The sequence below is a fragment of the Exiguobacterium sp. RIT594 genome (assembly GCF_003339585.1).
GTDB lineage: Bacteria > Bacillota > Bacilli > Exiguobacteriales > Exiguobacteriaceae > Exiguobacterium_A.
Genome location: NZ_QPKF01000009.1, coordinates 1 through 25,943, shown reverse-complemented (window position 1 = coordinate 25,943; position 25,943 = coordinate 1). Strand labels below are relative to the sequence as shown.

Sequence of the window (25,943 nt, the reverse complement as noted above, 5' to 3'; positions counted from 1 at the left end):
TTCTTTCTTATTATACGAGTGATTCTACATTTTTTCAATCAATCGACAACCTTCGTTTAATCTTCCGGTGAAAAATAGAAAATCGTTTCGCCTTTTTTCGAGTACAGCAGTTCACTTCTCGCTAGGTTCGCAACATATTTCTTATCATTCAATCGTTCAATCTCTTCTTTCAGACGAACTGTTTCTTTTTCTGCTTTCGCCTGTTCTTGGTTCGCAACCTGAAACGACTGCTTCTGTTCAGCGATCAGTTGTTGTTTTTCGATATATGACCACCCCATCAGGGACAGGACAATAAGAAAGATCGACATACAGACTAAGAAGCGCCTCTTCAGACGTAAACGGTTTTCGATTGCATTTTGACTCAACTGTTTTTTCCGGTCATTAAGCGGTTTGATCTTGGGCGGTGTATCGCGCCCTGATTCCAACGGTGCTGGCATATCATCCCTCCTTATCCGAGTGGTCATCTCTGACACTCTCTAGTATACTTCCTTTTTCAACCAAATTACATCGATTCTTCGGAATTCACTTTTTCTTCACGAATGATTTGATACATGTCTGATGCTTCTTCTTTTTTCGCATGCTCTTTAATACTATCGATTTGAACGGTGACAATCTTATTTCCGAACCGGATGGTCATCTCGTCCCCCACCGAAACCGTACTGCTGGCTTTTGCGACAAGCCCGTTGATGGTGATCCGGCCTTGATCGGCAACTTCTTTTGCCAGTGTCCGGCGTTTGATTAAACGAGATACCTTTAAAAATTTATCGAGTCTCATGACTGTTCCTCCTGCTTTGATTGATTCCACAATGCATCTTGTTCCGCTAACGATAACTCCGTTAACGGACGGTCTGCCAATTGTTCCATGCGGGTGAAGCGGCGAATGAATTTGTCATTGGTCTGCTGTAATGCATCCTCTGCCGACAACTCCATATATTTTCCGACGAGCGCTAACGAAAACAGGATATCTCCAAATTCCCCTAACTGCTCTTCCACCGGTGCCTCTTGCAGTTCTTGAATCTCTTCCCGGACTTTCTGAAGTGCCCCGGCGACGGTTTCCCATTCAAAACCGACCTTCGCGACTTTCTTCTGAATCTGTTCGGCACGCAACAAGGCAGGAGCTCCCTTAGTGACACCGTCCAACAGATACGTCCGTTCCGATTTTTCCTGCGCTTTAATTTCCTGCCAGTTCGTGACGACGTCCGCGGTCGAGCCGACTTTTACATCTCCAAAGACATGCGGATGTCTGCGAATCATCTTGTCGCTGACACTTCCGATGACGTCACGGACATCGAAATACCCTTCATCCAGACCGATTTGGGCATGTAGCATGACTTGTAACAACACATCGCCTAATTCTTCTATCATTAAGTTATCGTCCTGAAGGTCGATTGCTTCCAGTAATTCGTAGGATTCTTCGATTAAATGTTTTTTGAGCGATTCATGTGTCTGTTCTTGATCCCACGGACAACCGCCTTCTCCACGCAAGCGGGCGATGATTTGTTTGAGGGTCGTGAAATCACGATTCAAGATCGTTTGATCCGTGACAGGCGGTACATAAACCGTCGTCAAGTTACTGAGTGTCGTGATGTGATCCAGTTCATAGAGCGGAACCGTAGTGACGTGTTGGCGACTCGTTCCCGCCGCCGTCACAAGCGTCACGTCATGTTCGTCAGGATAACGCTCCATCAACATGACCTTTAAATCACCTGCAACCAGTTGATCATAAACTTGTCCGATCAACAAATGCTGACGAATCTGCGCTTCATCAATATCAAACGCTGTCGCATCCAATAGTTGAAAGCCTTCGATCGGATCAACACCGACCGCGGCAAACATCGGATCGAGAAAGCTTTGACCACCAATAATGTCGAGGTTTTCCGTCTGAGCGAGCAACTGTTGGACCGTACTCTCCGCGACAAGCGGATGACCCGGAACAGCATAGATGATCGCCTCCTTCTCGGACTGTTCAAGCAACGTTGCAACAATCTCTCGGTAGACGCCTTCAAACTGATCATGTTTTTCATAAATCGAATCAAACGATGTAAATTTCATTCCCTCTGCCATCAATTCCGAAACGACAGGATGATCCGCAGTCCGCAGATAAATCGGTTGTTTCGTTTCCTTTAGGCGTTTATAAATGCCGTACGGCAATTGTTCGAGTTCTCCGACTCCTAAGCCGACGACTGTAATCTGATGTGTCATATAATCCTCCTATGCTGATGCATTCGATATAGTTTTTCCCCGAATGGCAATACGGCCCATTCCCGTTCCGTCAAGACCCCCATCCGTAAGGCAAAGAGACAAAAGATACCGGCTCCACCCAAAACGAGTAGGGCGACCTCAAGTGTCGCTCCAATCCGGTTTTCCCAGCCCGACAGCCGGAAAAGTTGTTCGACGATGTATAAAAACAGGGCCATCGGAATGACTGCCTTCAAGAGACGACCATAAAAAGGGCGTCCTGCCGTCACCCGACCGAACTTTCGATTGAGTAAAAGTAGCTGTGCTGCCGCCATGACCGCAAAACCACCAAAAGTCGCCATTCCGGCACCGATCATGCCGTATAAGGGAATTAAGTAGATATTGAGACCCAGCTTGATCAACAGACCTGCGACTACACCGACAAACGCATATTTTTCCGCATCGACAGATTGCAGACACGATACGATGATCATTGACAAGGAGGCAGTGAACGCCGTCGCAGCCAACCAGCTGAGTGCTGCTGTTCCGTTATCGTCCTGATACAAGGCAATATTCAACGGACGCATGACACCAACCAATCCGACGGTCGCTGCCGCCGCAATCAGTAACCCGGATCGTAAGAGCGTCTCAAGATGCAGTTTTGTTGCTTCATCATTCCGCTTCCGGTATTCCATCAACAATGTCGGAACACTGGCCAAACTGATGGATGTCGCGAACAAGATCGCAAACTGTAAGAGCGGATACCCTCGATCAAAAATTCCTTTTTCGACTTTCGTTTCCATCGAATTCCCGAGTAAATTGACGAACGTCAATCCATCAATCAATTGCATCAGTAACAGGGCCAAAGACGCGATACTGACTGCCAGACCACTCGTCAACAAGACCCGTCCGACACGGCGAATGTGTCGTTTCGAGATGACGGGACGACCAATTCTTCCTTTCGCAAAGCGTAACAGCAAGATCAGCGACGCGATGCTTCCACCGAGTGCCGTCATGTGCGCATTTGCTCCGACTTGATACGGATTCGCACCTATCTGAACCCCGTAATACGTCACAATCAACAATAAACAGACCCGAACGGCGTTTTCCGTGATTTGTGAGAAAGCCGTCGGACGCATTTCAAGATCCGCCTGAAACATCCCGCGCAAAACAGCAATGACCGGCAACAAATAGAAGGTAAAGGTGACGGCCCGAAGCGGTTGGACGAGCTGTTCGTCACCGAACAAGAATGCGACTTCAGGAGCGACCCACCAACCAATCGTTCCTAATATAATCGACATCGCAAGTAGGACAAAGAAAATCGACCACAGCACTTCACGTTTCTCTTCCGGATGATGCAATGTTAACTTCGCAACGACGACCGGTAAGGCGTAAATACCAAGCGCCGCTGCAATCGCAAACACCGGATAGACAGTTTGGTAGACATATAACCCGAAGTCTCCCGCCATATTTTGATATGGAATCCGGTAAAAGAAACTCAACAGTTTTGAGACATAGCTCGAAATAGCAAGCAAAGCTGCCCCTTGCGCAATCGTCCTTCGTTGACTCATTGTACGATCCGGCGGTCAATCTCAGCCAGTAACCGTTCAGCCTGCTCTGTCATCTGTTGTAAGTTTTGTTTCCCGCGGTTGAGCGTCAGAACAAGTTTACCTTCTTCCTGCCCCATACCAAGACCACGTCCGATTGGAACCGTCCATTTGACAAAATCCGCTACATCCAGCGTTTGTGTCGTCTGTTCCGACAAGACGATTTCAATTTTCGGATCCGTTTGTTTGACCCGTTCGACCCGTGCCCGTTCGGCAAAGATTCTCATGCGAGTCAATTGGATCAACCGCGCGACTTCGGTCGGGAATTCTCCGAAACGTTCCAACATCTCTGTTTCCAGTGATTCGAGACTTTCCGGTGTATCGACATACTTCAAACGTTTGTAGAACTCGATTTTGAGTTCCGAATCTGCCATGTAGTGACTTGGAATATAGGCATCCAGACTGAACGTGAAATCCGGAACGAATTTCTGAACTTTTTTTCTACCTTTCATCCGTTCCTTCCGTTCTTCAACTGCTTCCGAAAGCATTTGTGAATACAGATCGAACCCTACAGAGTCGATGAAACCGGATTGTTGCGATCCGAGCAGGTTCCCGGCTCCGCGAATCGATAAATCACGCATCGCAATCTTAAAACCGCTCCCGAGTTCAGTAAATTCCTTGATCGCTTGCAGACGGCTTTCCGCAACTTCCGTCAATCGTTTTTGCGGACGGTACGTGAAGTAGGAATACGCAACACGGCTCGATCGGCCGACACGGCCGCGTAATTGATACAACTGCGAAAGACCCATTTGATCGGCATCGTTGACAATCAACGTATTGACGTTCGGAATATCGATGCCTGTCTCAATGATCGTCGTACTGACCAGGACGTCCGCATCGCCTTCGAAGAAAGCGATTAATTGGCTCTCCAATTCTGTTTCCGTCATCCGACCGTGGGCAGTGACGACACGCGCTTCCGGTACAAGGGCCCGGATTTCCTCTGCCTTGCGTTCAATCCCTTCGACGCGGTTATACAGGAAGAACGCTTGTCCGCCCCGGCCCAGTTCACGCTCGAGTGCTTCGCGCATGACGATTCCGTCATACTCCATGACATATGTCTGAACCGGATAACGGTTTTCCGGTGGTGTCTCAAGTACGGATAAATCACGAATTCCGATCATCGACATATGCAACGTCCGGGGAATCGGTGTCGCCGTCAATGTCAGAACATCGACATTTGTCTTCAACTGTTTCAATCGTTCTTTATGTTTGACGCCAAAGCGTTGTTCTTCATCGATGATCAATAAGCCGACGTCCGCGAACTGGACATCTTTCGACAGGACACGATGGGTACCGACGACGACATCAATCGTTCCTTCCTTCAATCCTTTTTTCGTCGCTTTCAGTTCTGCCGCCGAGCGGAAACGACTCATGACGGAGACGTTGATCGGCCACTCACTGAATCGTTCGAGCATCGTTTCATAATGCTGTTGGGCAAGCACCGTCGTCGGAACGAGTAAGGCGACCTGTTTTCCTGCCATGACAGCTTTAAAGGCTGCCCGGATGGCAACTTCCGTTTTCCCGTAACCGACATCGCCGCACAACAGCCGATCCATCGGGCGCGGACGTTCCATATCTTTTTTGATTTCTTCGATCGACCGGAGTTGGTCAACGGTTTCTTCATAAGGGAATGACGCTTCAAAGGCCTGTGTACTGTCATCATCTTCCGGGAAGGCAAAGCCGACTGCTGCTTCGCGTGCCGCATAGAGCTTAATCAGTTCATCCGCGATATCCTCAACGGATTTTTGAACCTTCGCCTTGACCTTCTTCCACTCCATACCGCCTAGTTTATAAATCTTCGGCTCTTTTCCTTCTGCCCCGACATACTTCTGAATCAAGTCAATCTGGTCGACCGGGACATACAACGAATCCTCACCGGCATAAATCAAATGCAGGTAATCCTGGTGGTTGCCGGCAACATCAATCGTTTTGATACCATGGTAACGACCGATTCCGTGATGGATGTGGACGACGTAATCGCCCGTCTTCAATTCCTGGTAACTTTTGATCCGTTCGGCGTTCGTCAGTTTCGTCGTTTGCTTCCGGCGCCGTGCCGGCTGTTTAAAGACTTCTTCTTCCGTGATGACGACGAGACGGGCATTGGTCATCTCGAATCCGCCGTGAATGCCACCGATTAAAATCGACGGATGTCCGCGGCGAATCTCGTCTTCCGTCGTGTGCAGGGAAGCTTCGACTCCGTAATCCGATAACGTCTGTCGCATCCGCTCTGCCCGTTCCCGGTTACTTGCCAGGAAGACCATCCACATATCGGCCCGGCCGTAACGATCGACTTCCTGTTTCAACCGTTCCATCTGTCCGTGGAAAGGTGCAATCGGTTTGATGCTGAAATGAATCGCCGCACTTTCCGGCACGCCGCTGCGGCGTGTCGGGAGCAACGATAAATAGAGCAATTGGCGTTGCTTGAACACCTGCAACATCGGAACCGACAACGTATAGTCACTGATGCTTTGTCCCCGTTCAATCAACGAAGCCATCCATTCCGCTTCTTCCGTATCCTGGACCTCGGCGGCTTCTTCAATCCGTGCCACCTCATCGACAATCAAAACAGCATCTTTAATATCGTCGAGTAACGTCGTTTCATATAAAAGCGGTGCATATTTTGCAAGTTGCTTCGGACGATCACCGCTTTCGAGGACTTCGACATCGTAAGCAATTCCTTCTTCCAGAGCAGCCAAGACTTCCGTACTTTGGACCCGTTCCTTCGTTGCTTCATACAGACGGCGTAATTGTTCACCGGCCGATTTCAATCCGTCACGCGATGCAAAATGTTCCGTTGCCGGAGGTACCAAAGCTTCCGCGATGACACCAAGCGAGCGTTGGGTTTCCGCATCAAACGTATAGATGGAATCGACTTCTTCGTCAAATAAATCGAGCCGATACGGACGTTCGACGGTTAACGGGTATAAGTCGATGATGCTTCCTCGGACTGCGAACTCGCCCGGCGTCGTCACCGTTGCCGTCCGTTCGTATCCGGCGTCGACCAATTCCTGAATAAAGTCTGGGATTGACAGCAAATCGCCCGGTTTGATTCGTTTTGTATGTCCTAAAAAGGCGGGCGCCGTCGGGACGTAACGTCTCAGTCCGACAAGCGGAATGATAAGGATTCCATCATCCGTCGTCAGCAGACGATGACGGGTTTCAATCCGCGTCGCACGCAATTCCGGACTTGCACCGTATGACAGCTCCGCCGCAAGTGTTTCATCGACCGGGTACAACATCACGTCCTGCTCGGGTATAAGTTCAATTAAATCATCATATAATTTTTGAGCCTGGAACATGTTGTGGGTCACGATGACGAACCGTTTTTTCGTCTCTTGGTAAATACCAGCGACGAATAACGCTTTTCCGCTGTTCATCAGCCCTGTGATCAGTTGGGCATTGACTCCGTCACGGAACCGTTCCCGGACGGTTTTAATCTCCGGAATGCCGAGTAACAGATTTTGTAGTTGTTTCATACGTTCTTTCCCTCCTAGGACGACAGCAAAAACGCTTTGGTCACCCAAAGCGTTTTGTTCAGTTATAACGATTCATCAAAGCTAAAAACGGTGTATCGATAAAATCAGTTGCGATCTTGACGGAATCAGACAACACATGTTGCAACGTCGTCTGTTCCGACTTGGCGAACGGCATCAAGACCCAGTCGATGACTTGAATCGGTGCTGGCGGACGACCGACTCCAAGTTTCAATCGTTTGATGTCTTGTGTACCTAAATGTTGAATCAACGATTTAACTCCGTTGTGACCACCGGCACTTCCTTTTGAACGCAGGCGCATCTTTTCAAGCGGCAAATCAAGGTCATCATAAATGACAAGGACGTCCTCGACCGCAATTTTATAGAAATCGAGCAGCGGACGGACAGCTTCTCCCGATAAATTCATATACGTCAATGGCTTAACGAGAACAACCCGTTCCCCTTTAATCATTCCCGTTCCGAAGACGGCTTTAAACTTCGACTCCGCTAATTTTATGCCATGTTCTTTGGCGAGGGCATCGATCGCTAAAAAACCGATGTTGTGACGCGTATTTGCATATTTCGTGCCTGGATTTCCTAAACCGACGATACATTTCATATCGTCACCTCCTCTACTGATCTGCTTTTTTGATTTTTATCCCGTTGACGAAAAATGGAACGCACAAGGGTCCGATTTCTAAAAACCGGACCTTGGCGTTCATATCTGTTTGAAATCAGCTGAAGAGCGGGCTGATTGATTTTTGTTCGTGAACACGGATGATGGCTTCTGCCAACAAGCGTGCAACTGAGATTTGTTTGATTTTGCTTGCACATTCACGTTTCGTCAAATCGATTGTGTTCAAGACGACGAGTTCCTCGATTGCCGAGTTTTCAATCCGCTCCATCGCTGGACCTGAGAGAACCGGGTGCGTACAGCAAGCATATACTTGCTTCGCTCCGTTTTCGATCAAGGCATTGGCAGCAAGCGTGATTGTACCCGCTGTATCAATGATATCGTCAATGATAATGGCAATCTTGCCATCGACTTGTCCGACGATGTTCATGACTTCTGCGACGTTCGGTTTCGGACGACGCTTATCGATGATCGCGATTGGTGCTTTTAATTGTTCCGCTAATTTACGTGCCCGTGTCACACCGCCATGGTCTGGAGAAACGATGACGAGTTCGTTCGGGTCGATGTTCTTCTTCTCGAAGTAAGAAGCAAGCAGGGGAACACCCATTAATTGATCTACTGGAATATCGAAGAATCCTTGGATTTGTGCAGCATGAAGATCCATCGTCACGACGCGTGTCGCACCGGCTACTTCAAGTAAGTTCGCTACAAGCTTCGCTGTAATCGGCTCACGTGAACGGGCTTTGCGGTCTTGACGTGCATATCCGTAATACGGAATAACGACGTTAATCGTCCGCGCAGAAGCACGTTTTAAAGCATCAATCATGATGAGAAGCTCCATCAAGTTTTCGTTGACCGGTTGGCTTGTCGATTGAATGATGTAGATATCATCCCCACGGACGCTTTCTTCGATGTTCATTGAAATTTCGCCGTCACTGAAGTGTTTGACTGAACTTTCGCTGACAGGGATTCCGATGACTTTAGCGATTTCCTCTGCCAGTGGTTTGTTCGAGTTAAGTGCGAAAATACGAATTTCATGTTCTAAGACAGTAGACATGGTTAGGTGGCCTCCATTTGTTTGGGTTTAGACGAGTAGAGCGACAGATAATGAACGAATAAAATTAACGGTAATCTGGTTTAGTTGTTTGACGTTCCCGTGCGATGGCAAGACCGTTTTCCGGAACATCATCCGTAACGGTTGATCCTGCTGCGACAAGCGCATTTTTACCGACCGTGACCGGTGCGATCAAATTGACATTACAACCGATGAACGCATCGTCTTCAATGACAGTTTGGAATTTATTTGTTCCATCATAATTCACTGTGATCGATCCGCAACCTAAGTTAACGTTCGTGCCGATTGTTGCGTCACCGACGTAACTTAAGTGAGCAGATTTGCTGCCTTCACCAAAAGTGGATTTCTTCACTTCGACGAAGTTACCGATGCGCGTGTTCGCTCCGAGAACTGCCTGTTGGCGTAAGTGCGCAAATGGACCGACTTGTGCAGCTGCTCCAATTTGGCTGTCGGTTACGACTGATTGACGCACCACGGCTTGATCAGCTACTTCACTGTCACGGATATCCGAATTGGGTCCGATGATACATTCCGAGCCAATCGTCGTTTTACCAAGCAATTGTGTTCCCGGGTACAAGACCGTATCCGAACCAATCACGACATCCGGTCCGATATACGTAGACGCCGGATCGATGAACGTGACGCCTTGACGCATCCAATGTTCATTCGTCCGCTTCCGCATTGACGTTTCCGCCTGCGCCAGGGCAACCCGGTCATTGACACCAATCGTTTCTTCAAACGTCGATGCCGCATAGGCCGCAATCGTTTCACCGTCTGCTTTTGCGATTTCGATGACATCCGGTAAGTAGTACTCACCTTGGACATTATCATTCTTAACTTCTTTTAAAGCCGCGAATAACATCTCATTATCAAATACGTACGTTCCGGTATTGATTTCTTTAATGAGAAGTTCTTCTGCGTTCGCATCTTTGTGCTCGACGATTTTCGAGACGTTGCCGTCTTCCCCACGAACGATTCGTCCATATCCCGTCGCATCATCCGCATGCGCTGTTAAAACAGTTACTTTCGCACCTGTTTCTGCATGATGTTGCAAGAGAGATTGTAACGTCTCACTTGTCAAAAGGGGAGTGTCTCCGCAGACGACGAGTGTCGAGCCTTTCTCCTGTCCAAGGACAGGTTCTGCCATTTGAACAGCATGACCCGTGCCAAGCTGCTCGCTTTGAAGTGCATATTCCACCGATGTGCCGAGCACTTCTTTAACAGACTCTGCACCGTGACCGACGATGACGACTTGACGCGTGACACCGAGTGTCGTCAATTGATCAACGACATGTTGTACCATAGGTTTCCCAGCTACTGGGTGAAGTACTTTATATAGCTTTGATTTCATCCGAGTGCCTTTACCCGCTGCTAGAATTACCGCGAAATGATTCATCCTTGTCGCTCCTCCATGTAAATTAGTGTTGATTTCGTTCTGAAATAGTCCACTCGTTCCCACTATAACGAAAATGGCGCAACGAATCAATGACAGGACAGACCGGAAATCGACAAAACACGCAAAAAAAGACAGGTTCTCCCATCGATGGAGACCTGCCAATCGCGTTAGGAAGGATCGGTTACTTCGAGCGCCGTCAGTTCAAATTCTGACGCCTCACCGTTTTCTTCACGAATCGCGTATGCTTCTAGTACTGAATCTTCGACTTTTTTTCGCATTAATGCATTGATTGGATGGGCGACATCACGAAAGATGCCCTCCTGTGTCCGCTTGCTTGGCATCGCGACGAAAAGACCGCTGTTCCCTTCAATCACGCGTAAATCATGTACCACAAATTCGTGGTCGAGCGTAATCGAGGCCAGTGCTTTCATTCGACCCTCTGCTACGACGCGACGAATCTTGACGTCGGTGACATTCATTTTGTCCGCACCCCTTTTATAACCGTTGTCACAACTCTTCGTTGTCTACTTCTACTTACGGCTTAAAACATTCAAAGGTTTAGCTTTTGCCAATCATTTCACGCATAATTTCCAAAAGTTTGATAATTACAGTATAGTTACAAAAAAATTGTGTGTCAAATTCAGGTATTTTCTACGTCGGTGAAATACTGGTCGACGTTTCCCCGTTTCACTTGAATCTGTCCAAGATCCACATCAACATCCGAAAGTTTCATCAGACTGACGTACTCACTGACCATCTTCTTCTCGGCACCCTCTGCTTCGATCAACACACCGACACCTGCTACGTTCGCTTCAAACTCACTCAGCAGACTCATCATCCCCCGGATCGTTCCGCCGGCTTTCATGAAATCGTCAATCAGCAGGACGTTCGCACCGCGCGGTAAACTGCGTCTCGCAAGAGCCATCGTCCGGATTGCTTTCGATGAGCCGGAAACATAGTTGATGCTGACGGTCGAACCTTCCGTCACCCGGCTGTCCGAGCGGACGATGACGAACGGTACACCCAACTGTTCGGCGACGGCATACGCAAGCGGGATTCCTTTTGTCGCAATCGTCATGACGACGTCGACTTTTTTCTGGCTGAAGACAGAAGCAAACACTTGTCCCATCTGTTTCACCATCCGCGGATCTCCTAGCAAGTCCGTCAAATACAAGTAGCCTCCCGGTAACAGACGATCCGGTCGTGCGACACGTTCACATAACTCATCGATGAACGGCAACGCCTTGGCGCTGCTCCATGTCGGGATGAACATGACGCCTCCCGCGGCTCCCGGAACCGTGACGAGTCGTCCTGTTCCTTCATGCTCCAACATTTCACTGACAATATCTAAATCTTCACTGATCGAAGATTTCGCAGAGCTGTACCGTTCTGCGAAGATCGTCAATGAGACCAGATGATGCGGATGATCCAGCAGGTAACGTGTCATGTCTACCAGCCGACCACTTCTCCGAATTTTCATCTAAATCGTTCCACCTCTCCGTAATTCCGAATATTCAATAGTGAATATATCATTTTCATACGGAAACTATCAATGGTTTTCCCCTAAAAGACGAACGACGTAGACTTCATTACAAAATCCTCGTAATCCGTTATAGAGACGTTGAGCCCGGTTTTCATGCTCTGTCAAGGCAAAGACAGTCGGACCGCTACCGCTCATCAGGACACCTTCCGCCCCGCAACTCGTCATGAACGCCTTGATTTGTTCGACCTCCGGATGCATCGGTAACGTCACTGATTCAAGGACATTGCCAAGGGCATCACAAATCGCCGTGAAATCTTGGTTCTTGACCGCATCAATCATCGCTTCGACATCCGGACGTTCCGCTGTTTCTAAATCCAGTGCTCCGTAAACATCGGCTGTTGAGACACCAATCGTCGGTTTCGCTAGTACGACCCAACAAGGCGGAGGAGATACTAGTTTCTCGAGCTTCTCTCCGCGTCCCGTTGCAATCGCGGTTCCGCCCATGACACAAAACGGGACATCCGATCCGACTTCTGCTCCGATTTCCGCCAACTGTTCAAGTGTCAAATCGAGCTTCCACAATTCGTTCAGTCCCCGCAACGTGGCTGCCGCGTCACTCGAGCCGCCCGCAAGACCTGCTGCGACCGGGATTTGTTTTTCTAAGTAGATTTCAACCCCGCTCTTGATATCGAACCGTTCCTTTAAAACCGCTGCTGCTTTATACGCTAAGTTGCGTTCATCGTTCGGCACATATGCATGTTGGGCATTCATCCGAATCTCGCCGGACGCTAGTTCCGTCAATTCGAGACGATCTGCCAAATCCACCGTCGTCATTACCATATGTACATCATGATAACCATCCGGACGTTTCGCCGTCGCATCCAATACTAAATTGATTTTCGCTGGAGCTTTTACAATAATCGTCATCCTGCCGTTCCTCCTCTAGTACGTTTCCTGTACGAATTGTATCAACCTTTGCACAAAAAAAGAAGCGAACATTTCTGTCCGCTTCGGAAGGTAAGTTTACGAATTCGCGAATTCGATTTGTACGGAGTCGGTTAACACGTCGGCGTAGCTATAAGAAACTCGCTCGACATTGTGGCGCTCTGCGTCTAGCTTGACTACAAACACCGATGGATACGTCTCAACGAGCGTTCCGATTCGGGTTACGACCTTTTTACGACCGCCGCTTGCTTTTAGCGTCAGTCTTTCACCTACATGTGTTTCAAATACATGTCTGATTTCGTTCAACGTCTTTGGCATACGCTTCACCTCACTAATATTTATTATAGCATATGAACTAAATATTAGAAAGGGGAAATATTATATCCGTTCTTTTGTCTACCGTCAACGTTTTTTAATCGGCAAAAGTGCATCGGCCAGCTGTGCAAATTCCTGCAGGCTGAGCGTCTCACCACGGCGGCGTGGATCAATACCCGCTTCATGTAAGGCCGCTTCGACCGCCTCTTTTTCCGCTTTACCGAAATGGCTGGATAAGTTATTCAAAATCGTTTTCCGGCGTTGGGCGAAACTGGCACGTGTCACTTCGAAGAAGAGTTTCTCATCCAGTGTCTTGACTGCCGGCTCCTTGCGAATATTTAAACGGATGACTGCTGAATCGACGTTCGGTGCCGGAATGAAGACGTGTTTCGGTACCGTGAAACAGACTTCTGCCTCCGCATAATACTGAATGGCGATCGACAATGAACCGTACGCCTTCGTTCCCGGTTTTGCCCCGATTCGTTCCGCCACTTCTTTTTGAATCATCATGATGAGTGTCCGGAACGGAGTCCGGGCTTCTAAAATACGCATGATGATCGGTGTTGTCACGTAGTAAGGAAGATTCGCCACGACGGCGAGATCCGTAATCCCTTGTTGCGTGAATTCTTCGTCAACGATCGTTTCAAGATCCAGTTCCAGCGCATCCCCATGAATGACTTTCACGTGGGGGTACGGAGCAAGTGAGTCTTCAAGAATCGGCAAGAGCCGTTGATCGATTTCGAGCGCCACGACTTTTTTCGCCTGTTTTGCTGATTGTTCCGTTAATGAGCCGATACCGGGGCCAATCTCAAGCACACCGCTTTCCGGTGTCAGATTAGCGGCACCGACGATGTTTCCGAGTACATTTAAATCGATTAAAAAGTTTTGTCCCAAGGACTTTTTAAATGAAAATCCGTGTTTGGCCAAGATTTCCTTCGTCCGGTGCAATGTAGCGATGTCTTTCAATCCTGTTCCTCCTCTATCTGTTTCAAAGCGTCTTCCCATTCCTGTTTCGTGATTCGGATCGACGCGACACGTTTGACGAGTTGTTTAGCATTCGGTTCACCAATGGCAAGCACTTGTCCCAACCGTTTCCGACGTTTCGAGGCTGCCGGTCCCCCGATCAGATCGGCGGCGAGAATCATATCCCGTGTCACTTCGGCATCATGCTGCTCTTCTGTCTCATATACCGCACCAAGTGCCCGTTCGATTGCTTCAGGTGATGCATGTTCGACACCGATTTTCCCGCGTTTATCTTTTGCGTCTGCCCGTGGCAGGTAGGCCTGTTTACATCCCGGTACCCGTTCATTGATCCGTGCCCGAATCCGGTCACCCGGGAAGTCGGGATCGGTAAACACGATGACACCACGGCGTTCAAGCGCTTTGGCAATGCGTTGTAATGTCTGTTCGTTGACGGCTGAACCGTTTGTTTCAATTGTATCGACATCGAATACTTCCTGTAAGCGTGTCGTATCATCGCGTCCTTCAACGACGATGACTTCTTTTAAGCGTTTCCGCATCATATCTTCTCCACCTTTTTCAAACACTTCCGTAATTGTACCTGTTTCCGCAAAAAAAACAAGGAAGCGTCAAGTGCCCGCTTCCGTCGTATCGTTCGGGATGACCCAGACTTGGATCGTCTTCCGGCCAAACTGTTTGGCGGTCGACTCCCCTTCAACGAGTACATCGATTTTATTGCCTTTGATGGCACCGCCTGTGTCGAGGGCAATCGCCAGTCCGACCCCTTCGACGTACACCTTGGTTCCGAGCGGAATGACTTTCGGATCAACGGCGATAATCGGCAGTCCTTGATACGTGATTGTATCCGTTACATCATAGCCGGTTGCTGTCAAAGCCCGTCCGTCATACAGCTGGCTGCCATTGGAAGCCGGATCGTTCGTATAAGCTGTTGCTTCGACCACCAGCGTTTTCGCTTTGCTAAAATCCAAATCGGCTGCCGCTTTAGGCACTTCTGCTAACGGTACCGTCGCTTTTTCCGTATCAAATGCCGGTTTTGCTGCCGGTGTCGCCACGGTCTCAACGGTCTCAACCGTTTCGACCGGTTTCGTTCCGACCTTGACGACTTGTTTGACCGGTTCACTCGTAACTTCATTAGCAATCAGTTTCTTTTCCTTGCTTAAACCGTCCGCGAGGGTCAATTGATATTTTTGTGTCCGAATGCCCGGCCGGCCGGATTTCGTCACCAACTGTTCACCCGCTGGCAACGTGTCGTCTTCGACGGTCTCGACTTCAAATGGTAACAGCTGTTGTTCCGTCAGCACGGCACGACGCGTCGTATTGACCGTGACCAGCATATCCTTTGCGACGACTGTTTCCAGACCAGGCATGACCTTATCTTCCGTCTGGAGCTTAACCCCCTGCATCGCCAGCAGTTCCCGCACCGTCGTTTGGTACGTATAGACTTCGCGGGCTTTTCCTTCGACAATCAGCTCGATCGGGAATGCTTCCCGGTACCGGACGGTCATTCCGCTTGCCAAAACGGCTTCTTTTGAAGGATATACGTCATCTGTCTCTAACATCTGGCTGATTCCCTGTTCTTTTAACAAATCGTCGACGCGGCGGGCTTGCGTCCGGATGGTCCGCGCTTCACCATACCCCATGATTAGTGTAATTTCTTTGGCCGGTTGAATGACGATCAAATCATTTTTCGGAAGATCAGCACTCAGTGCCGGTTCGATGACATCTTGTGGTCGAACTGAAATACCGGCTTCCTGCAAGACACCGAAAACGGATGTCTCAAGCGTCTCGACTTTTGTTTGTCGACCGTCCACCATGATCGTGACATCACGCGGATGGTCCATCATTACATAAAGCAGGCTCGCAACCAATAATAGGGTACAGCCGATTGTCATATACGTGATCGATCGAATCATGGAAGGCGGAAGACGCGTTTCGCGTTCTCAGTCGTCGCCTGTTCGACATCAGCGTACATCATCCCGCGCAACTGTGCGATTTCTTCCGCAACGAATCGCACATACGCCGGTTCATTCCGTTTTCCGCGATATGGCGTTGGTGTCAGATACGGACAGTCCGTCTCGACCAATAACCGGTCAAGCGGCACTTCTTGTGCGACGCGTTTAGGCATCTTCGCATTTTTGAACGTCACCGGTCCCCCGAGGGAAATGTAGAAATTCATTGCTAGGCAACGTGGTAACAGTTCTGCACTCATGCTATAGCTGTGTAAAATGCCACCGACTTCTTTTGCGTCTTCTTCTTCCAAGATGCGGAGCGTATCTTCTGTCGCCTCCCGGTTATGGATGACGATCGGTTTATTTTTTTGTTTCGCCAAGCGAATCTGCTTTCGAAACGCTGCGTCCTGAATATCCTTCGGAGAAGTATCCCAGTGGTAATCCAGTCCGATTTCTCCGAGGGCAACGACTTTCGGATGGTCCATTAAACGTTCCACCTTTTCATAGGCAGCATCGTCGAAATCAATCGAATCGACCGGATGCCATCCGATGACGGCGTAGAGATCATCATACTGTTCAACGAGTTCCATTGCCCGGTCAATCGTCTTATGATCAAAACCAACGACGATCATCGGAGATACACCGTTTGCGCGTGCCCGCTCAATCGTCTCATCGACATCTCCGTCAAACTGATCCGAGTTTAAATGTGTGTGTGTGTCAATCAACATACTATTCGACTCCTTCTTTCAAAAAAATGCCTGTGACATCGAGTCCACAGGCATCTGGATTATTTTACGCTTGCCCCGTTCGCCATCGTTGATGGTACGGTAGCTAATTCAAGTTTACCTGATTTCTCGGCAGCGAGCACCATTCCTTGCGACAATTCTCCCCGTAATGTGACCGGTTTTAAATTGGCGACGACGATGACTTTCCGACCGACTAAATCTTCCGGCTCATACCATTCAGCGATTCCTGAAACGATTTGTCGTGTTTCTTTCCCCATGTCGACCGTCAGCTTCAGCAATTTTTTTGCTTTTTTGATTTTTTCAGCTGTAACGACTTCTCCGACGCGTAACTCGATTTGGTCAAACACATCAATCGTCGTTTCCGGACGAACATCCGTGTCTGCCACTTCGACTTCCGTCTCTTCTTCGACGCGTGCAGCAGAAGCTTGTTTCATCATCTCAACGATGGCTTCGACCTCTTCTTTCATATCGCGACGCGGGAAGATTGGTTCTGCCGTACCGACCTTCGTCCCCTCTTCAACAGCTGCGAACTGTTCAAGTGCTGTCCAGTCCATCGGTTGTCCTTCAAGACCGAGTTGACGGAAGATTTCTTTTGGCGAACGTGTCATAAACGGTTGTAACATGATTGCGACGTGGCGCAATGCACCAACCAGGTGGACCATCGATGAAGCGAGTTCTTTTGTTTTCGTTTCATCTTTTGCGAGCACCCATGGTTGTGTCTCATCGATGTACTTATTGGCACGGCTGATCAATTGCCAGATGTGCGATAAAGCAACCGAGAACTCCATGTGTTCCATCGAAGCTTCGACCTTCTCGACCGTTTCTTTGGCCAGTGTCGACAATGTTTCGTCAAACGGTGTCACGTTTCCGGCATACGTCGGAATAACGCCGTCGAAATACTTCGTGATCATCGCAATCGTCCGGTTGAGTAAGTTGCCCAGGTCATTCGCTAAATCAAAGTTCATCCGTTCGACGAATGCTTCCGGTGTGAACATCCCGTCTGAACCGAACGGTACTTCCCGAAGCAGGTAATAACGTAACGCATCGAGTCCGTACCGATCAATCATCGGAACCGGATCAACGACGTTTCCTTTTGATTTCGACATCTTGCCGTCTTTCATCAACAACCAACCATGTGCAAACACTTGTTTTGGAAGTGGTAAGTCGAGTGCCATCAAGAGAGCAGGCCAGACGATCGTGTGGAAACGAACGATTTCTTTTCCGACGAGATGGACATCAGCCGGCCAGTACTTATCAAAGTTTCCTTGGTCGTCTGTTCCGTATCCAAGTGACGAGATGTAGTTCGTTAACGCATCAACCCATACGTACACGACGTGTTTCGGATTGGACGGGACTTTGACACCCCAATCGAATGTCGTCCGGGAGACGGCAAGATCTTGTAAACCCGGTTTGATGAAGTTATTGATCATCTCATGTTTCCGTGATTCCGGTAAAATGAATGATGGATTTGCTTCATAATACTCTACTAAACGATCCGCATATTGACTGATCCGGAAGAAGTAACACTCTTCCCGGACGAGTTCGACCGGATGACCGCTGTCCGGACTTTTACCGTCGACGAGCTGTGATTCCGTATAATACGTCTCATCCGGAACAGAATACCAGCCTTCGTATTCTCCAAGATAGATATCACCTTTTTCGAGTAATGTCTCGAAAACGCGTTCAACGACTTCTTTATGACGTGGTTCTGTCGTCCGGATATAATCATCATAGGAAATATCAAGACGGTCCCATAAGACTTTGATTTGTTCGACGACACCATCGACGAACTCCTGCTCGGAAACGCCGGCTTCCTTCGCTTTTTCTTGAATTTTTTGTCCGTGCTCATCCGTTCCGGTCAAGTAACGAACATCAAATCCTTGAAGACGTTTGTAACGCGCCATCGCATCCCCTGCGACTGTCGTATAGGCGTGACCGATATGTAGCTTAGCGCTAGGATAGTAAATCGGTGTAGTGATATAAAATGTTTTTGCCATGATATTCCTCCGTTCTGTATTTCATTTCATTATTATACGCTGTTCTGCCGTCTGTGTCGAAACTCGTTTTTTGTCGAATCCAAACATTTTTTGACATCAGACATCGAATACCAAAAAAACACACTAAATAGTTTGATTTCCTTTAAAAAGGGAAAATCTATTAGTAAATCGTTTCATATGTGGCTTTTTTGAGAAATAAATGACATTTTGATTTCAAGCTATTCAGATTGGTTGACTACTTTTGGAAAGTTTAGTATTCTACATTCTATAGAAGTGATGTCGAATTTTGACGATTTTCCAAAAATAAAGAGAACCTAGACATCAGAGGAGGAACAACAAAATGAAATCAACAGGTATTGTACGTAAAGTAGATGAACTCGGACGGGTCGTTATTCCAATCGAACTTCGTCGTACTCTTCAAATTGCAGAGAAGGATGCTCTTGAGATTTATGTCGACAACGAGCAAATCATCCTTAAAAAATACAAACCAAACATGACTTGCCAAGTAACAGGTGAAGTATCAGACGATAACTTCAAATTAGCAGATGGTAAATTGATTCTCTCTCCAGATGGCGCACAACGTGTCCTCGTTGAGTTAAAAGATTTCCTCGACCGTCATTACGCTGGAAACGAATAAGTAAAAAGAAGCGATTCCAAATGGAGTCGCTTCTTTTTTTAGGATTCATGATAACGCAAATATAATTCCTGACGATCGAGTCCACGTTCCTTCGCCACACGTTTTAAGGCAGCATTCGGCTTTTCGCCTTGTTCGATATACCGTTCAATTTGTTGCAACGGATCCGCTTCCTGTTCCTCTTCCACCGGCCGCTCCTCAGTCGATCCTTCGACGATGACAACAAACTCTCCCCGGACTTCTTCTCCGGCCCATTCGAGAGCTTCTGTCACAGAACCCCGGATATACTCTTCATACCGTTTTGTCAGTTCGCGGGCTAACGTCAGTTGACGATCCCCGAGTACATCCCGTAAGGCGCCTAACATCTCTTTAAGGCGATGCGGTGCTTCGTAGAAGATGAGGCTGCCTTTTTCATAACGGACGGTCTCAAGCGCCTCACGACGCTCTTTTTTCTTACGCGGTAAAAAACCATAGTATAGAAATCGTTCTGTCGCAAGACCTGAGGCGACGAGTGCCGTTAACGCGGCATTGGCTCCCGGTAAGACAACGACCGGAATGTCCTCGGCAATCGCTTCCCGAATCAAATCACTGCCCGGATCTGAGATTCCCGGCATCCCGGCATCCGAGACCAGGGCGACCTGTTTTCCCGCATGCAGGTCGCCCAACAGCCGTGCCCCGCTGACCTGTTTGTTATGTTCGTGATAGCTGACGAGTTTCGTGTCGATTTTAAAATGATTAAATAATTTCATCGTTTGCCGTGTATCCTCAGCCGCGACGAGATCGGACTCTTGTAAGATACGAACCGCTCGATAAGTCATGTCTTCAAGATTACCGATTGGTGTCGGTACGATGTACAAACCGGTTGTTTGTCCTTTGAAACTACTTGTTGCTTTCATGAGATGACCTCCCTCCTTGAATAAGTCGTTCTTTTTTAAGACGTGTCAATTGTTTAATGGCATACTCACGCTTTAAGGCTTCCGACTTTGTGGAAAATGTTTCTGTATATTCGAGTACGACCGGCAACCGGGCCCGGGTATACTTTGCCCCTTGTCCATTGTTGTGTGTTGCGATCCGCTTTTCGACATCAACTGCATATCCTGTGTAGAGACTGCCGTCCCGGCAACGGACGATGTAGATGGCATGTTCAGACATCAAACTGATTCCGCATCTGCAATGTGTACGTATCGTCCTGTTCGTAGACGATGAAGGGAGGCAATACTTTCAGACCCGGTTTGGCATCCTTGATCCCTTCAATCAACAGCATGTTAGCTTCTTTTCCTTCTTTCGGGTAGACGAGTTGCATCCGCTTCGGTTCAAGCCGGTACTGCCGCATCAAGGTGACGATATCGAGCAGACGCTCCGGTCGATGGACGAATGCTGTTTTTCCACCTTGCTTCAGAAGATCTGCCGCTGACCGGATACAATCTTCCAGCGTACATAATACTTCATGCCGGGCGATTGTATAATGTTCACTTATGTTCCGGTTCGATGACTCATTTGCCAGGAAGTAAGGGGGATTACACGTGACGGCATCATACAGACCATACCCCAGTCGTTTCCCGGCTTCCTTGACGTCACCTTCGATCATCTGCAGTTGGTCCTGTTTTTCATTCAGTTGAATACTGCGCTCGGCCATATCGACAAGACGGGGTTGAATTTCAAGCCCTGTGATCATCCCTTTCGTCCGATAAGACAAAAATAATGGAATCGCTCCATTACCAGCACATAAATCGGCCAACTTCCCTTGTTGGATCGGTACCCAGGCGAACTGCGCCAGTAAGGCGGCATCCAGGGAGTAGGAAAATACGGTGGGGCTTTGAATGATCCGTCCTTCTTTTCCAAGCAGATGATCCAGTCGCTCATCTGATAATAGTTCAGGCATATCGTTCTTCCTTTCTGAAAAAAAGACTGACTCCTAGGAAGTCAGCCTCTCAATGTTTCGTTAACATGGACAAGCAGAACAGACAATCTCCGTCTTTACGGACTTGACCATAATGCAGGTTACAAATATGGAATCCTTCTTGATACAGTCGCCCTAGATTATCATAGCCAGCACCTGTACCGGCTTCCGCCTGCGCTTCTTCTGTAATCGGTTGTTGCTCATCGCGCTCTACCTTCTCACGGAGGTGATGATTCTCAAGATACAGATGTTGGTTCTCCTCCATCATGTAAGCAAGCTGATCTTTCAATACGCTCAGATGCTCAGTCAGCAAGTGAATCTGTTGCTCGATCGCATCAACACGCGTAATGATTTCTTTTTTATCGACTCTCTCCACGCGTATGCACCCCGTTATTCTTTTGGTCGTTTTTGTTTTACGGCACCGACAGACAGTAGTTCCTCCATCGAGTATGTCAGAACCCGCGAACGGTCTTTTAACTCAATTTGGACGATTTGATCGAGAATGTTCAGACCAACCACGCGTCCTTCACCTTCCGGAACAGTCAATCGTTTTCCGTAATCCGGTAAATCCCGTCGCATTTCTTCGTATGTGTCATTTTCATATTTTAAACAACACATCAAACGACCGCAGACACCAGAAATCTTCGTCGGATTCAAGGACAGATTTTGATCTTTCGCCATCTTGATTGAGACCGGTTCAAATTCACCTAAAAACGAAGAGCAACAAAGAACACGACCACACGGACCGATTCCTCCGAGTAACTTCGCTTCATCACGAACACCGATTTGTCGTAACTCAATGCGTGTCCGGAAAACAGCTGCCAAATCTTTGACGAGTTCCCGGAAATCGACACGACCTTCTGCCGTGAAGTAGAAAATGACTTTATTGCGATCAAATGTATATTCGACATCGACTAATTTCATATCGAGTTTGTGCTCACGAATTTTTTCCACACAAACAGCATGCGCATCAAACGCTGCCATTTTATTTTCACGGACGATCATCGCATCTTTATCATCTGCGACCCGAAGAATGGATTTTAGTGGCAAGACCACATCTTCTTCGTCCATTTGTTTATCGGCAATGACCACTTCGCCATATTCAATGCCCCGTACTGTCTCAACGATGACGGACTGTCCTCGTGATAATGACTCTTGTCCAGGTGCAAAATAATAAATTTTGCCCGCTTCTTTAAAGCGAACGCCTACTACTTCTAGCATATCGCTCTACCCTTTCTGTAAGTCAAACATGAGACGCTCAACTGTTAATTGAGGATTAACATTTGCTTCGATCCGCTTAACGGCTGCGAGTACTGCCTGCAACCACCGCGTGATCGTCGTCTGACTTTTTCCACCCATTTGTTCCAGTAATGGCCGGCTATTTGCATATGTGATCGTTTCCCATGACGGATTCAATTTGAGATGAAGAACATCTTCAAAGAAACAGGTCACGAGTTCCAGACCAATTCGTGCATCTTGCCGATTTTTAAATTGACTCATCCATTTTTCCTGGACAAACAACGGTAAATCCGCCGGACGATTCGCTAATTCCTCCATCAATTGTACCACTGACACTCGGGCATTTACAAACCAGTCTTCGACTAATGCCTGTTCTGCATCCTCTATTTTCGGATACACCCGGGCAGCCAGTTGCGTTAATTCGTTATCCCGTCCCGTTTTTTCGGATAAGACTTGTCCGATTAACAAACGATCTGCCGGACGAAAACTTAATAATTGCCCTCGTGAACGAATCGTCGGCAACAATAACTGCGGCTGATTCGTAATTAAAATCGCTACTTTTCCGGCACCCGGCTCTTCAAAGAACTTCAACAGACTGTTGGCTGCCTGAGGTGTCATTTTATGCGACTGTGTTACGACATAGATTTGCCGGTCTCCTTCAAGACCCCGTAACGATAAATCATGCATCAACTGCTGAATCTGTTCTTTCTTAATGGTGGCGCCGTCCGGTTCGATTTGATAGTAGTCGACCAGGTTGCCGCTGTCCATACGGCGGCAACTCCGGCAGACTTGACATGGTTCGATTTGATCCCGCCGTTCGCAAAACAGGCTCTTCGCGAACAACTGAGCCGCCTCTAAAAGAAGCGGCTCATAGTCCCCCGTAAAGATATAAGCATGGTTAATACGATTCGTCTGTAACGAGTTACGCAAAATCGTCGCGATGACTGATTGGGTTTGTTCTAGTTCATGAAATGTCTGCATTAGAACTGATAAAACCCTTCGATTGGTAAGACGAATACTGTCGCCCCGCCTACCTGTACTTCGACCGGGTAAGGAATGTATGAATCGGCATGACCACCCATCGGTGAGATCGGTGAGACCATTTGTTCCCGGCTCGAACAGTTCTTTTTAATCAAACGCATTAAATCATCCAATCGTTCGCTTTGGACGCCAATCATGAACGTCGTATTTCCTTCTTTGAGAAAACCGCCTGTCGTCGCCAGTTTCGTTGCCCGAAAATCATGTTCGACCAATGCTTCTGCTAAACGTAGGCTATCTTTATCTTGGACAATCGTAATGACCATTTTCATGATAATCTCTCCCTTTTTTTTAAATACGCCAGCGCATCCTGACATAATATCGTGTGTAATGCTTTAATCGATTGAGTTGCATCAACCAACTGAATTCGTTCCGGTTCTTGTTCCGCTAACGTCAGGAAGCCTTCATACACCCGTTGACGGAATGCGTCATCGCGTTGCTCGATTCGATCCAGTGCCCCGCGGTCCATCATCCGTTGCTTTGAATCTGCGACCGACAAGTTAAACAGATACGTTCGATCCGGGGATAGCTCGTTGGTGGCCTGTTGATTAATAGAGCGGACCTGTTCAATCGAATACCCGAGTCCATATCCTTGATACGCAATTGATGCATCGATGAATCGATCGCATAAAACAACTTTTCCGGCAGCAAGAGCCGGGCGAATCAATTCATTGACATGCTGTGCCCGAGACGCCGCATACAGGAGAATTTCCGTCATCTCATCCATCTCTTGAAAGTCGGGATTTAAGATCAGTGATCGAATCTCATTTCCGATTCGTGTACCACCGGGCTCACGTGTCATCACGATATCATATCCTTCAGCCGTTAAACGATCTGCAAGTAACTGCAACTGGGTCGTTTTCCCGGCACCATCTGGTCCTTCGACCGTAATAAATGTTCCTGTCATTCTATAGTTCCTTCCTGTATCACACGCAATTTCCCCTGATGGAGAAACTCACCGCCTTGCAGATGAATCGATGTGTTTGTATAGTATTCAATCATTTTGATATGTTCTGCTGTAATCCGTTCTCCCCGCAACAGTAATGGTATACCAGGTGGATACGGGATGATGGTTTCAAGTGAAACCAATCCGACTGCTTTTTCAAAAGTCTGCTCGACTGCCTGGGCGTATTCCAATTGGTCAAGTGGATAAGCCAGGGACGATACCTTTATTTTACCCATAATCGGTTGTTCCATATACCTTTTATCTGGAATTCCTTCTGCTTTCAGGAACTCGACGGTTAATTGGATCTGATGGATCCAGGCATCCCGTTCAAATGGTTCGATGATTCGTAGCGGTAAAATGCACACGACGTGTGCTCCCAGAGCAAATTCAGCATCAAGTCCTTGATCTGCTAGTGCCTCCAACAACTGACTTCCGGAATACGGTTCACAGGAAAGCACCATCCGTGACCAATCATCAAACGTAAATGCCGTCATACCTGTCCGTTGGTTGATTTGCTGATGAAGGAATTCGTGACTAGTCCGAACAGATTTCATGTAGGAAACCGTCCAACGTTCGCGGTAATCACGGGCAAAGTCCAGTGAAGCCATCAACAGATAAGACGGACTGGATGTTTGAAATGACTGAAGGGCCCGCGTCAATCGTCTTCGTTCATCCTCCGTAAATCGTTCATGAAGCCACGCCCCCATCGTCAGAGCAGGTAATGTTTTATGTGCTGATTGAACCACGGCGGTTGCACCAAGTTCAAATGCCGAACGGACACCAAACGCTTCACCGAAATGAGCGCCATGGGCTTCATCAATCAGTAATGGTATATTGGATGATTTTGTGATCCGAACCAACTCTTCGATTCGAGCAGTTTCACCATAATAAGTCGGTGATGTTAAAAATACGGCTGTACCTCCAGGAAAAACCGTTAAAGCTTCTTTTAATGTTTCACGTGAAACATTCCCACTGATACCCTTTGCCGGATCCTTTTCCGGTTCAAGTAAAATTGGTGATAAGCCCAACCATTCCATCGCATTAAAGACCGATTTGTGTGAATTACGCTGAACATATATCCGGTCTCCCCTCTGAGAGACAGCAGCCAACATCGCCCAATTCCCGACCGTCGATCCGTTGATCAAAAAATGACTATCAGCTGACTCGTAAATTCGTCGCAATAAAAGCTTGGCTTTATAAATGGCTTCTTCCGGATGATGAAAATCATCCAAACCAGGCAACTCCGTTTTATCCCATTCAAAAAAAGAAGGTAGTCCCTCAACTAATGTCCCATTCTTATGCCCCGGAACATGCCAGGAAGTAGCTTTTCTCTTTACATGAGCACCAAGTGCTTCAATAATTGGCATACGACCGTCCATATTTTACAGTCCTTTCTTAATCCAAACT

Annotated in this window: 27 protein-coding genes; 1 reads left to right on the top strand and 26 read right to left on the bottom strand. The window is 47.8% G+C overall.

The genetic code is table 11. The annotated features are described in order from the left end of the window. Window positions 1-56 precede the first annotated feature (56 nt). From DVG79_RS15240 to metG, 17 genes are all read right to left on the bottom strand, one after another. Window positions 57-437, bottom strand: coding sequence for an FtsB family cell division protein (locus DVG79_RS15240; RefSeq protein ID WP_114597442.1), 381 nt, complete (start codon window positions 435-437; stop codon window positions 57-59). A 65-nt stretch (window positions 438-502) separates the two neighbouring features. Continuing rightward, entirely contained in the window at window positions 503-775 is a 273-nt protein-coding gene (locus DVG79_RS15235; protein ID WP_014969105.1) for an RNA-binding S4 domain-containing protein, read from the bottom strand. Further along, window positions 772-2,202, bottom strand: coding sequence for a bifunctional methyltransferase/pyrophosphohydrolase YabN (gene yabN / locus DVG79_RS15230; protein ID WP_114597441.1), 1,431 nt, complete (start codon window positions 2,200-2,202; stop codon window positions 772-774). Before yabN ends, DVG79_RS15235 begins: the two co-directional genes overlap by 4 nt. Then, window positions 2,199-3,749, bottom strand: coding sequence for a polysaccharide biosynthesis protein (locus DVG79_RS15225; RefSeq protein ID WP_114597440.1), 1,551 nt, complete (start codon window positions 3,747-3,749; stop codon window positions 2,199-2,201). Before DVG79_RS15225 ends, yabN begins: the two co-directional genes overlap by 4 nt. Continuing rightward, on the bottom strand, window positions 3,746-7,261 hold the full coding sequence (mfd, locus tag DVG79_RS15220) for a transcription-repair coupling factor (protein WP_114597439.1): 3,516 nt from the start codon (window positions 7,259-7,261) through the stop codon (window positions 3,746-3,748). Before mfd ends, DVG79_RS15225 begins: the two co-directional genes overlap by 4 nt. A 58-nt stretch (window positions 7,262-7,319) precedes the next feature. Continuing rightward, window positions 7,320-7,877, bottom strand: a complete 558-nt coding sequence (gene pth / locus DVG79_RS15215) for an aminoacyl-tRNA hydrolase (RefSeq protein WP_114597438.1) — start codon at window positions 7,875-7,877, stop codon at window positions 7,320-7,322. Window positions 7,878-7,992: 115 nt separating this feature from the next. Beyond that, window positions 7,993-8,949, bottom strand: a complete 957-nt coding sequence (locus tag DVG79_RS15210) for a ribose-phosphate diphosphokinase (protein ID WP_014969100.1) — start codon at window positions 8,947-8,949, stop codon at window positions 7,993-7,995. Window positions 8,950-9,013: 64 nt separating this feature from the next. Beyond that, the gene (glmU, locus tag DVG79_RS15205; RefSeq protein WP_114597437.1) at window positions 9,014-10,363 is read right to left on the bottom strand and encodes a bifunctional UDP-N-acetylglucosamine diphosphorylase/glucosamine-1-phosphate N-acetyltransferase GlmU; all 1,350 of its coding nucleotides are present in this window, start codon (window positions 10,361-10,363) and stop codon (window positions 9,014-9,016) included. 167 nt (window positions 10,364-10,530) lie between these two features. After that, window positions 10,531-10,842 carry a septation regulator SpoVG gene (gene spoVG / locus DVG79_RS15200; RefSeq protein WP_114597436.1) on the bottom strand — a complete coding sequence of 104 codons (312 nt, stop codon included), beginning with the start codon at window positions 10,840-10,842 and terminating at the stop codon, window positions 10,531-10,533. Between the two features lie 161 nt (window positions 10,843-11,003). Beyond that, window positions 11,004-11,843, bottom strand: coding sequence for a pur operon repressor (purR, locus tag DVG79_RS15195; protein WP_114597435.1), 840 nt, complete (start codon window positions 11,841-11,843; stop codon window positions 11,004-11,006). 69 nt (window positions 11,844-11,912) lie between these two features. Continuing rightward, complete coding sequence (ispE, locus tag DVG79_RS15190) at window positions 11,913-12,773, bottom strand: 4-(cytidine 5'-diphospho)-2-C-methyl-D-erythritol kinase (RefSeq protein WP_114597434.1); 861 nt, start codon at window positions 12,771-12,773, stop codon at window positions 11,913-11,915. A gap of 96 nt (window positions 12,774-12,869) precedes the next feature. After that, window positions 12,870-13,109 (bottom strand): Veg family protein, encoded by a 240-nt coding sequence (locus DVG79_RS15185; protein WP_012368950.1) that lies wholly within the window; start codon window positions 13,107-13,109, stop codon window positions 12,870-12,872. 84 nt (window positions 13,110-13,193) lie between these two features. Further along, the gene (gene rsmA, locus DVG79_RS15180; RefSeq protein WP_026827000.1) at window positions 13,194-14,072 is read right to left on the bottom strand and encodes a 16S rRNA (adenine(1518)-N(6)/adenine(1519)-N(6))-dimethyltransferase RsmA; all 879 of its coding nucleotides are present in this window, start codon (window positions 14,070-14,072) and stop codon (window positions 13,194-13,196) included. Further along, window positions 14,069-14,629, bottom strand: a complete 561-nt coding sequence (gene rnmV / locus DVG79_RS15175) for a ribonuclease M5 (protein ID WP_081776591.1) — start codon at window positions 14,627-14,629, stop codon at window positions 14,069-14,071. Before rnmV ends, rsmA begins: the two co-directional genes overlap by 4 nt. Before the next feature lie 66 nt (window positions 14,630-14,695). Continuing rightward, window positions 14,696-16,000 (bottom strand): 3D domain-containing protein, encoded by a 1,305-nt coding sequence (locus DVG79_RS15170; RefSeq protein ID WP_114597433.1) that lies wholly within the window; start codon window positions 15,998-16,000, stop codon window positions 14,696-14,698. Next, a complete protein-coding gene (locus DVG79_RS15165) occupies window positions 15,997-16,764 on the bottom strand; it encodes a TatD family hydrolase (protein ID WP_114597432.1) in 768 nt (255 codons plus the stop codon). The genes DVG79_RS15170 and DVG79_RS15165 overlap by 4 nt, the downstream gene beginning before the upstream one ends. 59 nt (window positions 16,765-16,823) lie before the next feature. Next, on the bottom strand, window positions 16,824-18,779 hold the full coding sequence (gene metG, locus DVG79_RS15160) for a methionine--tRNA ligase (RefSeq protein ID WP_114597431.1): 1,956 nt from the start codon (window positions 18,777-18,779) through the stop codon (window positions 16,824-16,826). A 340-nt stretch (window positions 18,780-19,119) separates the two neighbouring features. Here metG and DVG79_RS15155 point away from each other — a divergent pair, with 340 nt between their 5' ends. After that, window positions 19,120-19,416 carry a transition state genes transcriptional regulator AbrB gene (locus tag DVG79_RS15155; protein ID WP_014969089.1) on the top strand — a complete coding sequence of 99 codons (297 nt, stop codon included), beginning with the start codon at window positions 19,120-19,122 and terminating at the stop codon, window positions 19,414-19,416. 38 nt (window positions 19,417-19,454) lie between these two features. Here the strand turns inward: DVG79_RS15155 and rsmI are convergent, their stop codons facing one another. The 9 genes from rsmI to DVG79_RS15110 are packed head-to-tail and all read right to left on the bottom strand — an operon-like array spanning window position 19,455 to window position 25,915. Next, window positions 19,455-20,309, bottom strand: a complete 855-nt coding sequence (gene rsmI, locus DVG79_RS15150) for a 16S rRNA (cytidine(1402)-2'-O)-methyltransferase (protein ID WP_114597430.1) — start codon at window positions 20,307-20,309, stop codon at window positions 19,455-19,457. Beyond that, a complete protein-coding gene (locus DVG79_RS15145) occupies window positions 20,293-20,565 on the bottom strand; it encodes a GIY-YIG nuclease family protein (RefSeq protein ID WP_114597429.1) in 273 nt (90 codons plus the stop codon). The genes rsmI and DVG79_RS15145 overlap by 17 nt, the downstream gene beginning before the upstream one ends. Next, window positions 20,558-21,295 carry a tRNA1(Val) (adenine(37)-N6)-methyltransferase gene (locus tag DVG79_RS15140; RefSeq protein ID WP_114597428.1) on the bottom strand — a complete coding sequence of 246 codons (738 nt, stop codon included), beginning with the start codon at window positions 21,293-21,295 and terminating at the stop codon, window positions 20,558-20,560. The genes DVG79_RS15145 and DVG79_RS15140 overlap by 8 nt, the downstream gene beginning before the upstream one ends. Window positions 21,296-21,344: 49 nt before the next feature. Continuing rightward, window positions 21,345-21,695, bottom strand: a complete 351-nt coding sequence (yabA, locus tag DVG79_RS15135) for a DNA replication initiation control protein YabA (protein WP_114597427.1) — start codon at window positions 21,693-21,695, stop codon at window positions 21,345-21,347. 8 nt (window positions 21,696-21,703) lie between these two features. Next, the gene (locus DVG79_RS15130) at window positions 21,704-22,534 is read right to left on the bottom strand and encodes a PSP1 domain-containing protein (RefSeq protein WP_012368939.1); all 831 of its coding nucleotides are present in this window, start codon (window positions 22,532-22,534) and stop codon (window positions 21,704-21,706) included. A gap of 6 nt (window positions 22,535-22,540) precedes the next feature. Continuing rightward, on the bottom strand, window positions 22,541-23,533 hold the full coding sequence (locus tag DVG79_RS15125) for a DNA polymerase III subunit delta' (RefSeq protein ID WP_114597426.1): 993 nt from the start codon (window positions 23,531-23,533) through the stop codon (window positions 22,541-22,543). Then, window positions 23,533-23,862, bottom strand: coding sequence for a cyclic-di-AMP receptor (locus tag DVG79_RS15120; RefSeq protein ID WP_114597425.1), 330 nt, complete (start codon window positions 23,860-23,862; stop codon window positions 23,533-23,535). The genes DVG79_RS15125 and DVG79_RS15120 overlap by 1 nt, the downstream gene beginning before the upstream one ends. Continuing rightward, window positions 23,859-24,497: a dTMP kinase gene (gene tmk, locus DVG79_RS15115; RefSeq protein ID WP_114597424.1), complete on the bottom strand. Its 639-nt coding sequence runs from the start codon at window positions 24,495-24,497 to the stop codon at window positions 23,859-23,861. Before tmk ends, DVG79_RS15120 begins: the two co-directional genes overlap by 4 nt. After that, a complete protein-coding gene (locus DVG79_RS15110) occupies window positions 24,494-25,915 on the bottom strand; it encodes an aminotransferase class I/II-fold pyridoxal phosphate-dependent enzyme (protein WP_233494621.1) in 1,422 nt (473 codons plus the stop codon). Before DVG79_RS15110 ends, tmk begins: the two co-directional genes overlap by 4 nt. Window positions 25,916-25,943 lie beyond the last annotated feature (28 nt).

What these genes read in the sequence shown, in the direction of transcription:
- DVG79_RS15240 (WP_114597442.1), bottom strand. Translation starts at nt 437, where the DNA reads ATGCCAGCACCGTTGGAATCAGGGCGCGATACACCGCCCAAGATCAAA.
- DVG79_RS15235 (WP_014969105.1), bottom strand. Translation starts at nt 775, where the DNA reads ATGAGACTCGATAAATTTTTAAAGGTATCTCGTTTAATCAAACGCCGG.
- yabN (WP_114597441.1), bottom strand. Translation starts at nt 2,202, where the DNA reads ATGACACATCAGATTACAGTCGTCGGCTTAGGAGTCGGAGAACTCGAA.
- DVG79_RS15225 (WP_114597440.1), bottom strand. Translation starts at nt 3,749, where the DNA reads ATGAGTCAACGAAGGACGATTGCGCAAGGGGCAGCTTTGCTTGCTATT.
- mfd (WP_114597439.1), bottom strand. Translation starts at nt 7,261, where the DNA reads ATGAAACAACTACAAAATCTGTTACTCGGCATTCCGGAGATTAAAACC.
- pth (WP_114597438.1), bottom strand. Translation starts at nt 7,877, where the DNA reads ATGAAATGTATCGTCGGTTTAGGAAATCCAGGCACGAAATATGCAAAT.
- DVG79_RS15210 (WP_014969100.1), bottom strand. Translation starts at nt 8,949, where the DNA reads ATGTCTACTGTCTTAGAACATGAAATTCGTATTTTCGCACTTAACTCG.
- glmU (WP_114597437.1), bottom strand. Translation starts at nt 10,363, where the DNA reads ATGAATCATTTCGCGGTAATTCTAGCAGCGGGTAAAGGCACTCGGATG.
- spoVG (WP_114597436.1), bottom strand. Translation starts at nt 10,842, where the DNA reads ATGAATGTCACCGACGTCAAGATTCGTCGCGTCGTAGCAGAGGGTCGA.
- purR (WP_114597435.1), bottom strand. Translation starts at nt 11,843, where the DNA reads ATGAAAATTCGGAGAAGTGGTCGGCTGGTAGACATGACACGTTACCTG.
- ispE (WP_114597434.1), bottom strand. Translation starts at nt 12,773, where the DNA reads ATGACGATTATTGTAAAAGCTCCAGCGAAAATCAATTTAGTATTGGAT.
- DVG79_RS15185 (WP_012368950.1), bottom strand. Translation starts at nt 13,109, where the DNA reads ATGCCAAAGACGTTGAACGAAATCAGACATGTATTTGAAACACATGTA.
- rnmV (WP_081776591.1), bottom strand. Translation starts at nt 14,629, where the DNA reads ATGATGCGGAAACGCTTAAAAGAAGTCATCGTCGTTGAAGGACGCGAT.
- DVG79_RS15170 (WP_114597433.1), bottom strand. Translation starts at nt 16,000, where the DNA reads ATGATTCGATCGATCACGTATATGACAATCGGCTGTACCCTATTATTG.
- DVG79_RS15165 (WP_114597432.1), bottom strand. Translation starts at nt 16,764, where the DNA reads ATGTTGATTGACACACACACACATTTAAACTCGGATCAGTTTGACGGA.
- metG (WP_114597431.1), bottom strand. Translation starts at nt 18,779, where the DNA reads ATGGCAAAAACATTTTATATCACTACACCGATTTACTATCCTAGCGCT.
- DVG79_RS15155 (WP_014969089.1), top strand. Translation starts at nt 19,120, where the DNA reads ATGAAATCAACAGGTATTGTACGTAAAGTAGATGAACTCGGACGGGTC.
- rsmI (WP_114597430.1), bottom strand. Translation starts at nt 20,309, where the DNA reads ATGAAAGCAACAAGTAGTTTCAAAGGACAAACAACCGGTTTGTACATC.
- DVG79_RS15145 (WP_114597429.1), bottom strand. Translation starts at nt 20,565, where the DNA reads ATGTCTGAACATGCCATCTACATCGTCCGTTGCCGGGACGGCAGTCTC.
- DVG79_RS15140 (WP_114597428.1), bottom strand. Translation starts at nt 21,295, where the DNA reads ATGCCTGAACTATTATCAGATGAGCGACTGGATCATCTGCTTGGAAAA.
- DVG79_RS15130 (WP_012368939.1), bottom strand. Translation starts at nt 22,534, where the DNA reads ATGCTAGAAGTAGTAGGCGTTCGCTTTAAAGAAGCGGGCAAAATTTAT.
- DVG79_RS15125 (WP_114597426.1), bottom strand. Translation starts at nt 23,533, where the DNA reads ATGCAGACATTTCATGAACTAGAACAAACCCAATCAGTCATCGCGACG.
- DVG79_RS15120 (WP_114597425.1), bottom strand. Translation starts at nt 23,862, where the DNA reads ATGAAAATGGTCATTACGATTGTCCAAGATAAAGATAGCCTACGTTTA.
- tmk (WP_114597424.1), bottom strand. Translation starts at nt 24,497, where the DNA reads ATGACAGGAACATTTATTACGGTCGAAGGACCAGATGGTGCCGGGAAA.
- DVG79_RS15110 (WP_233494621.1), bottom strand. Translation starts at nt 25,915, where the DNA reads ATGGACGGTCGTATGCCAATTATTGAAGCACTTGGTGCTCATGTAAAG.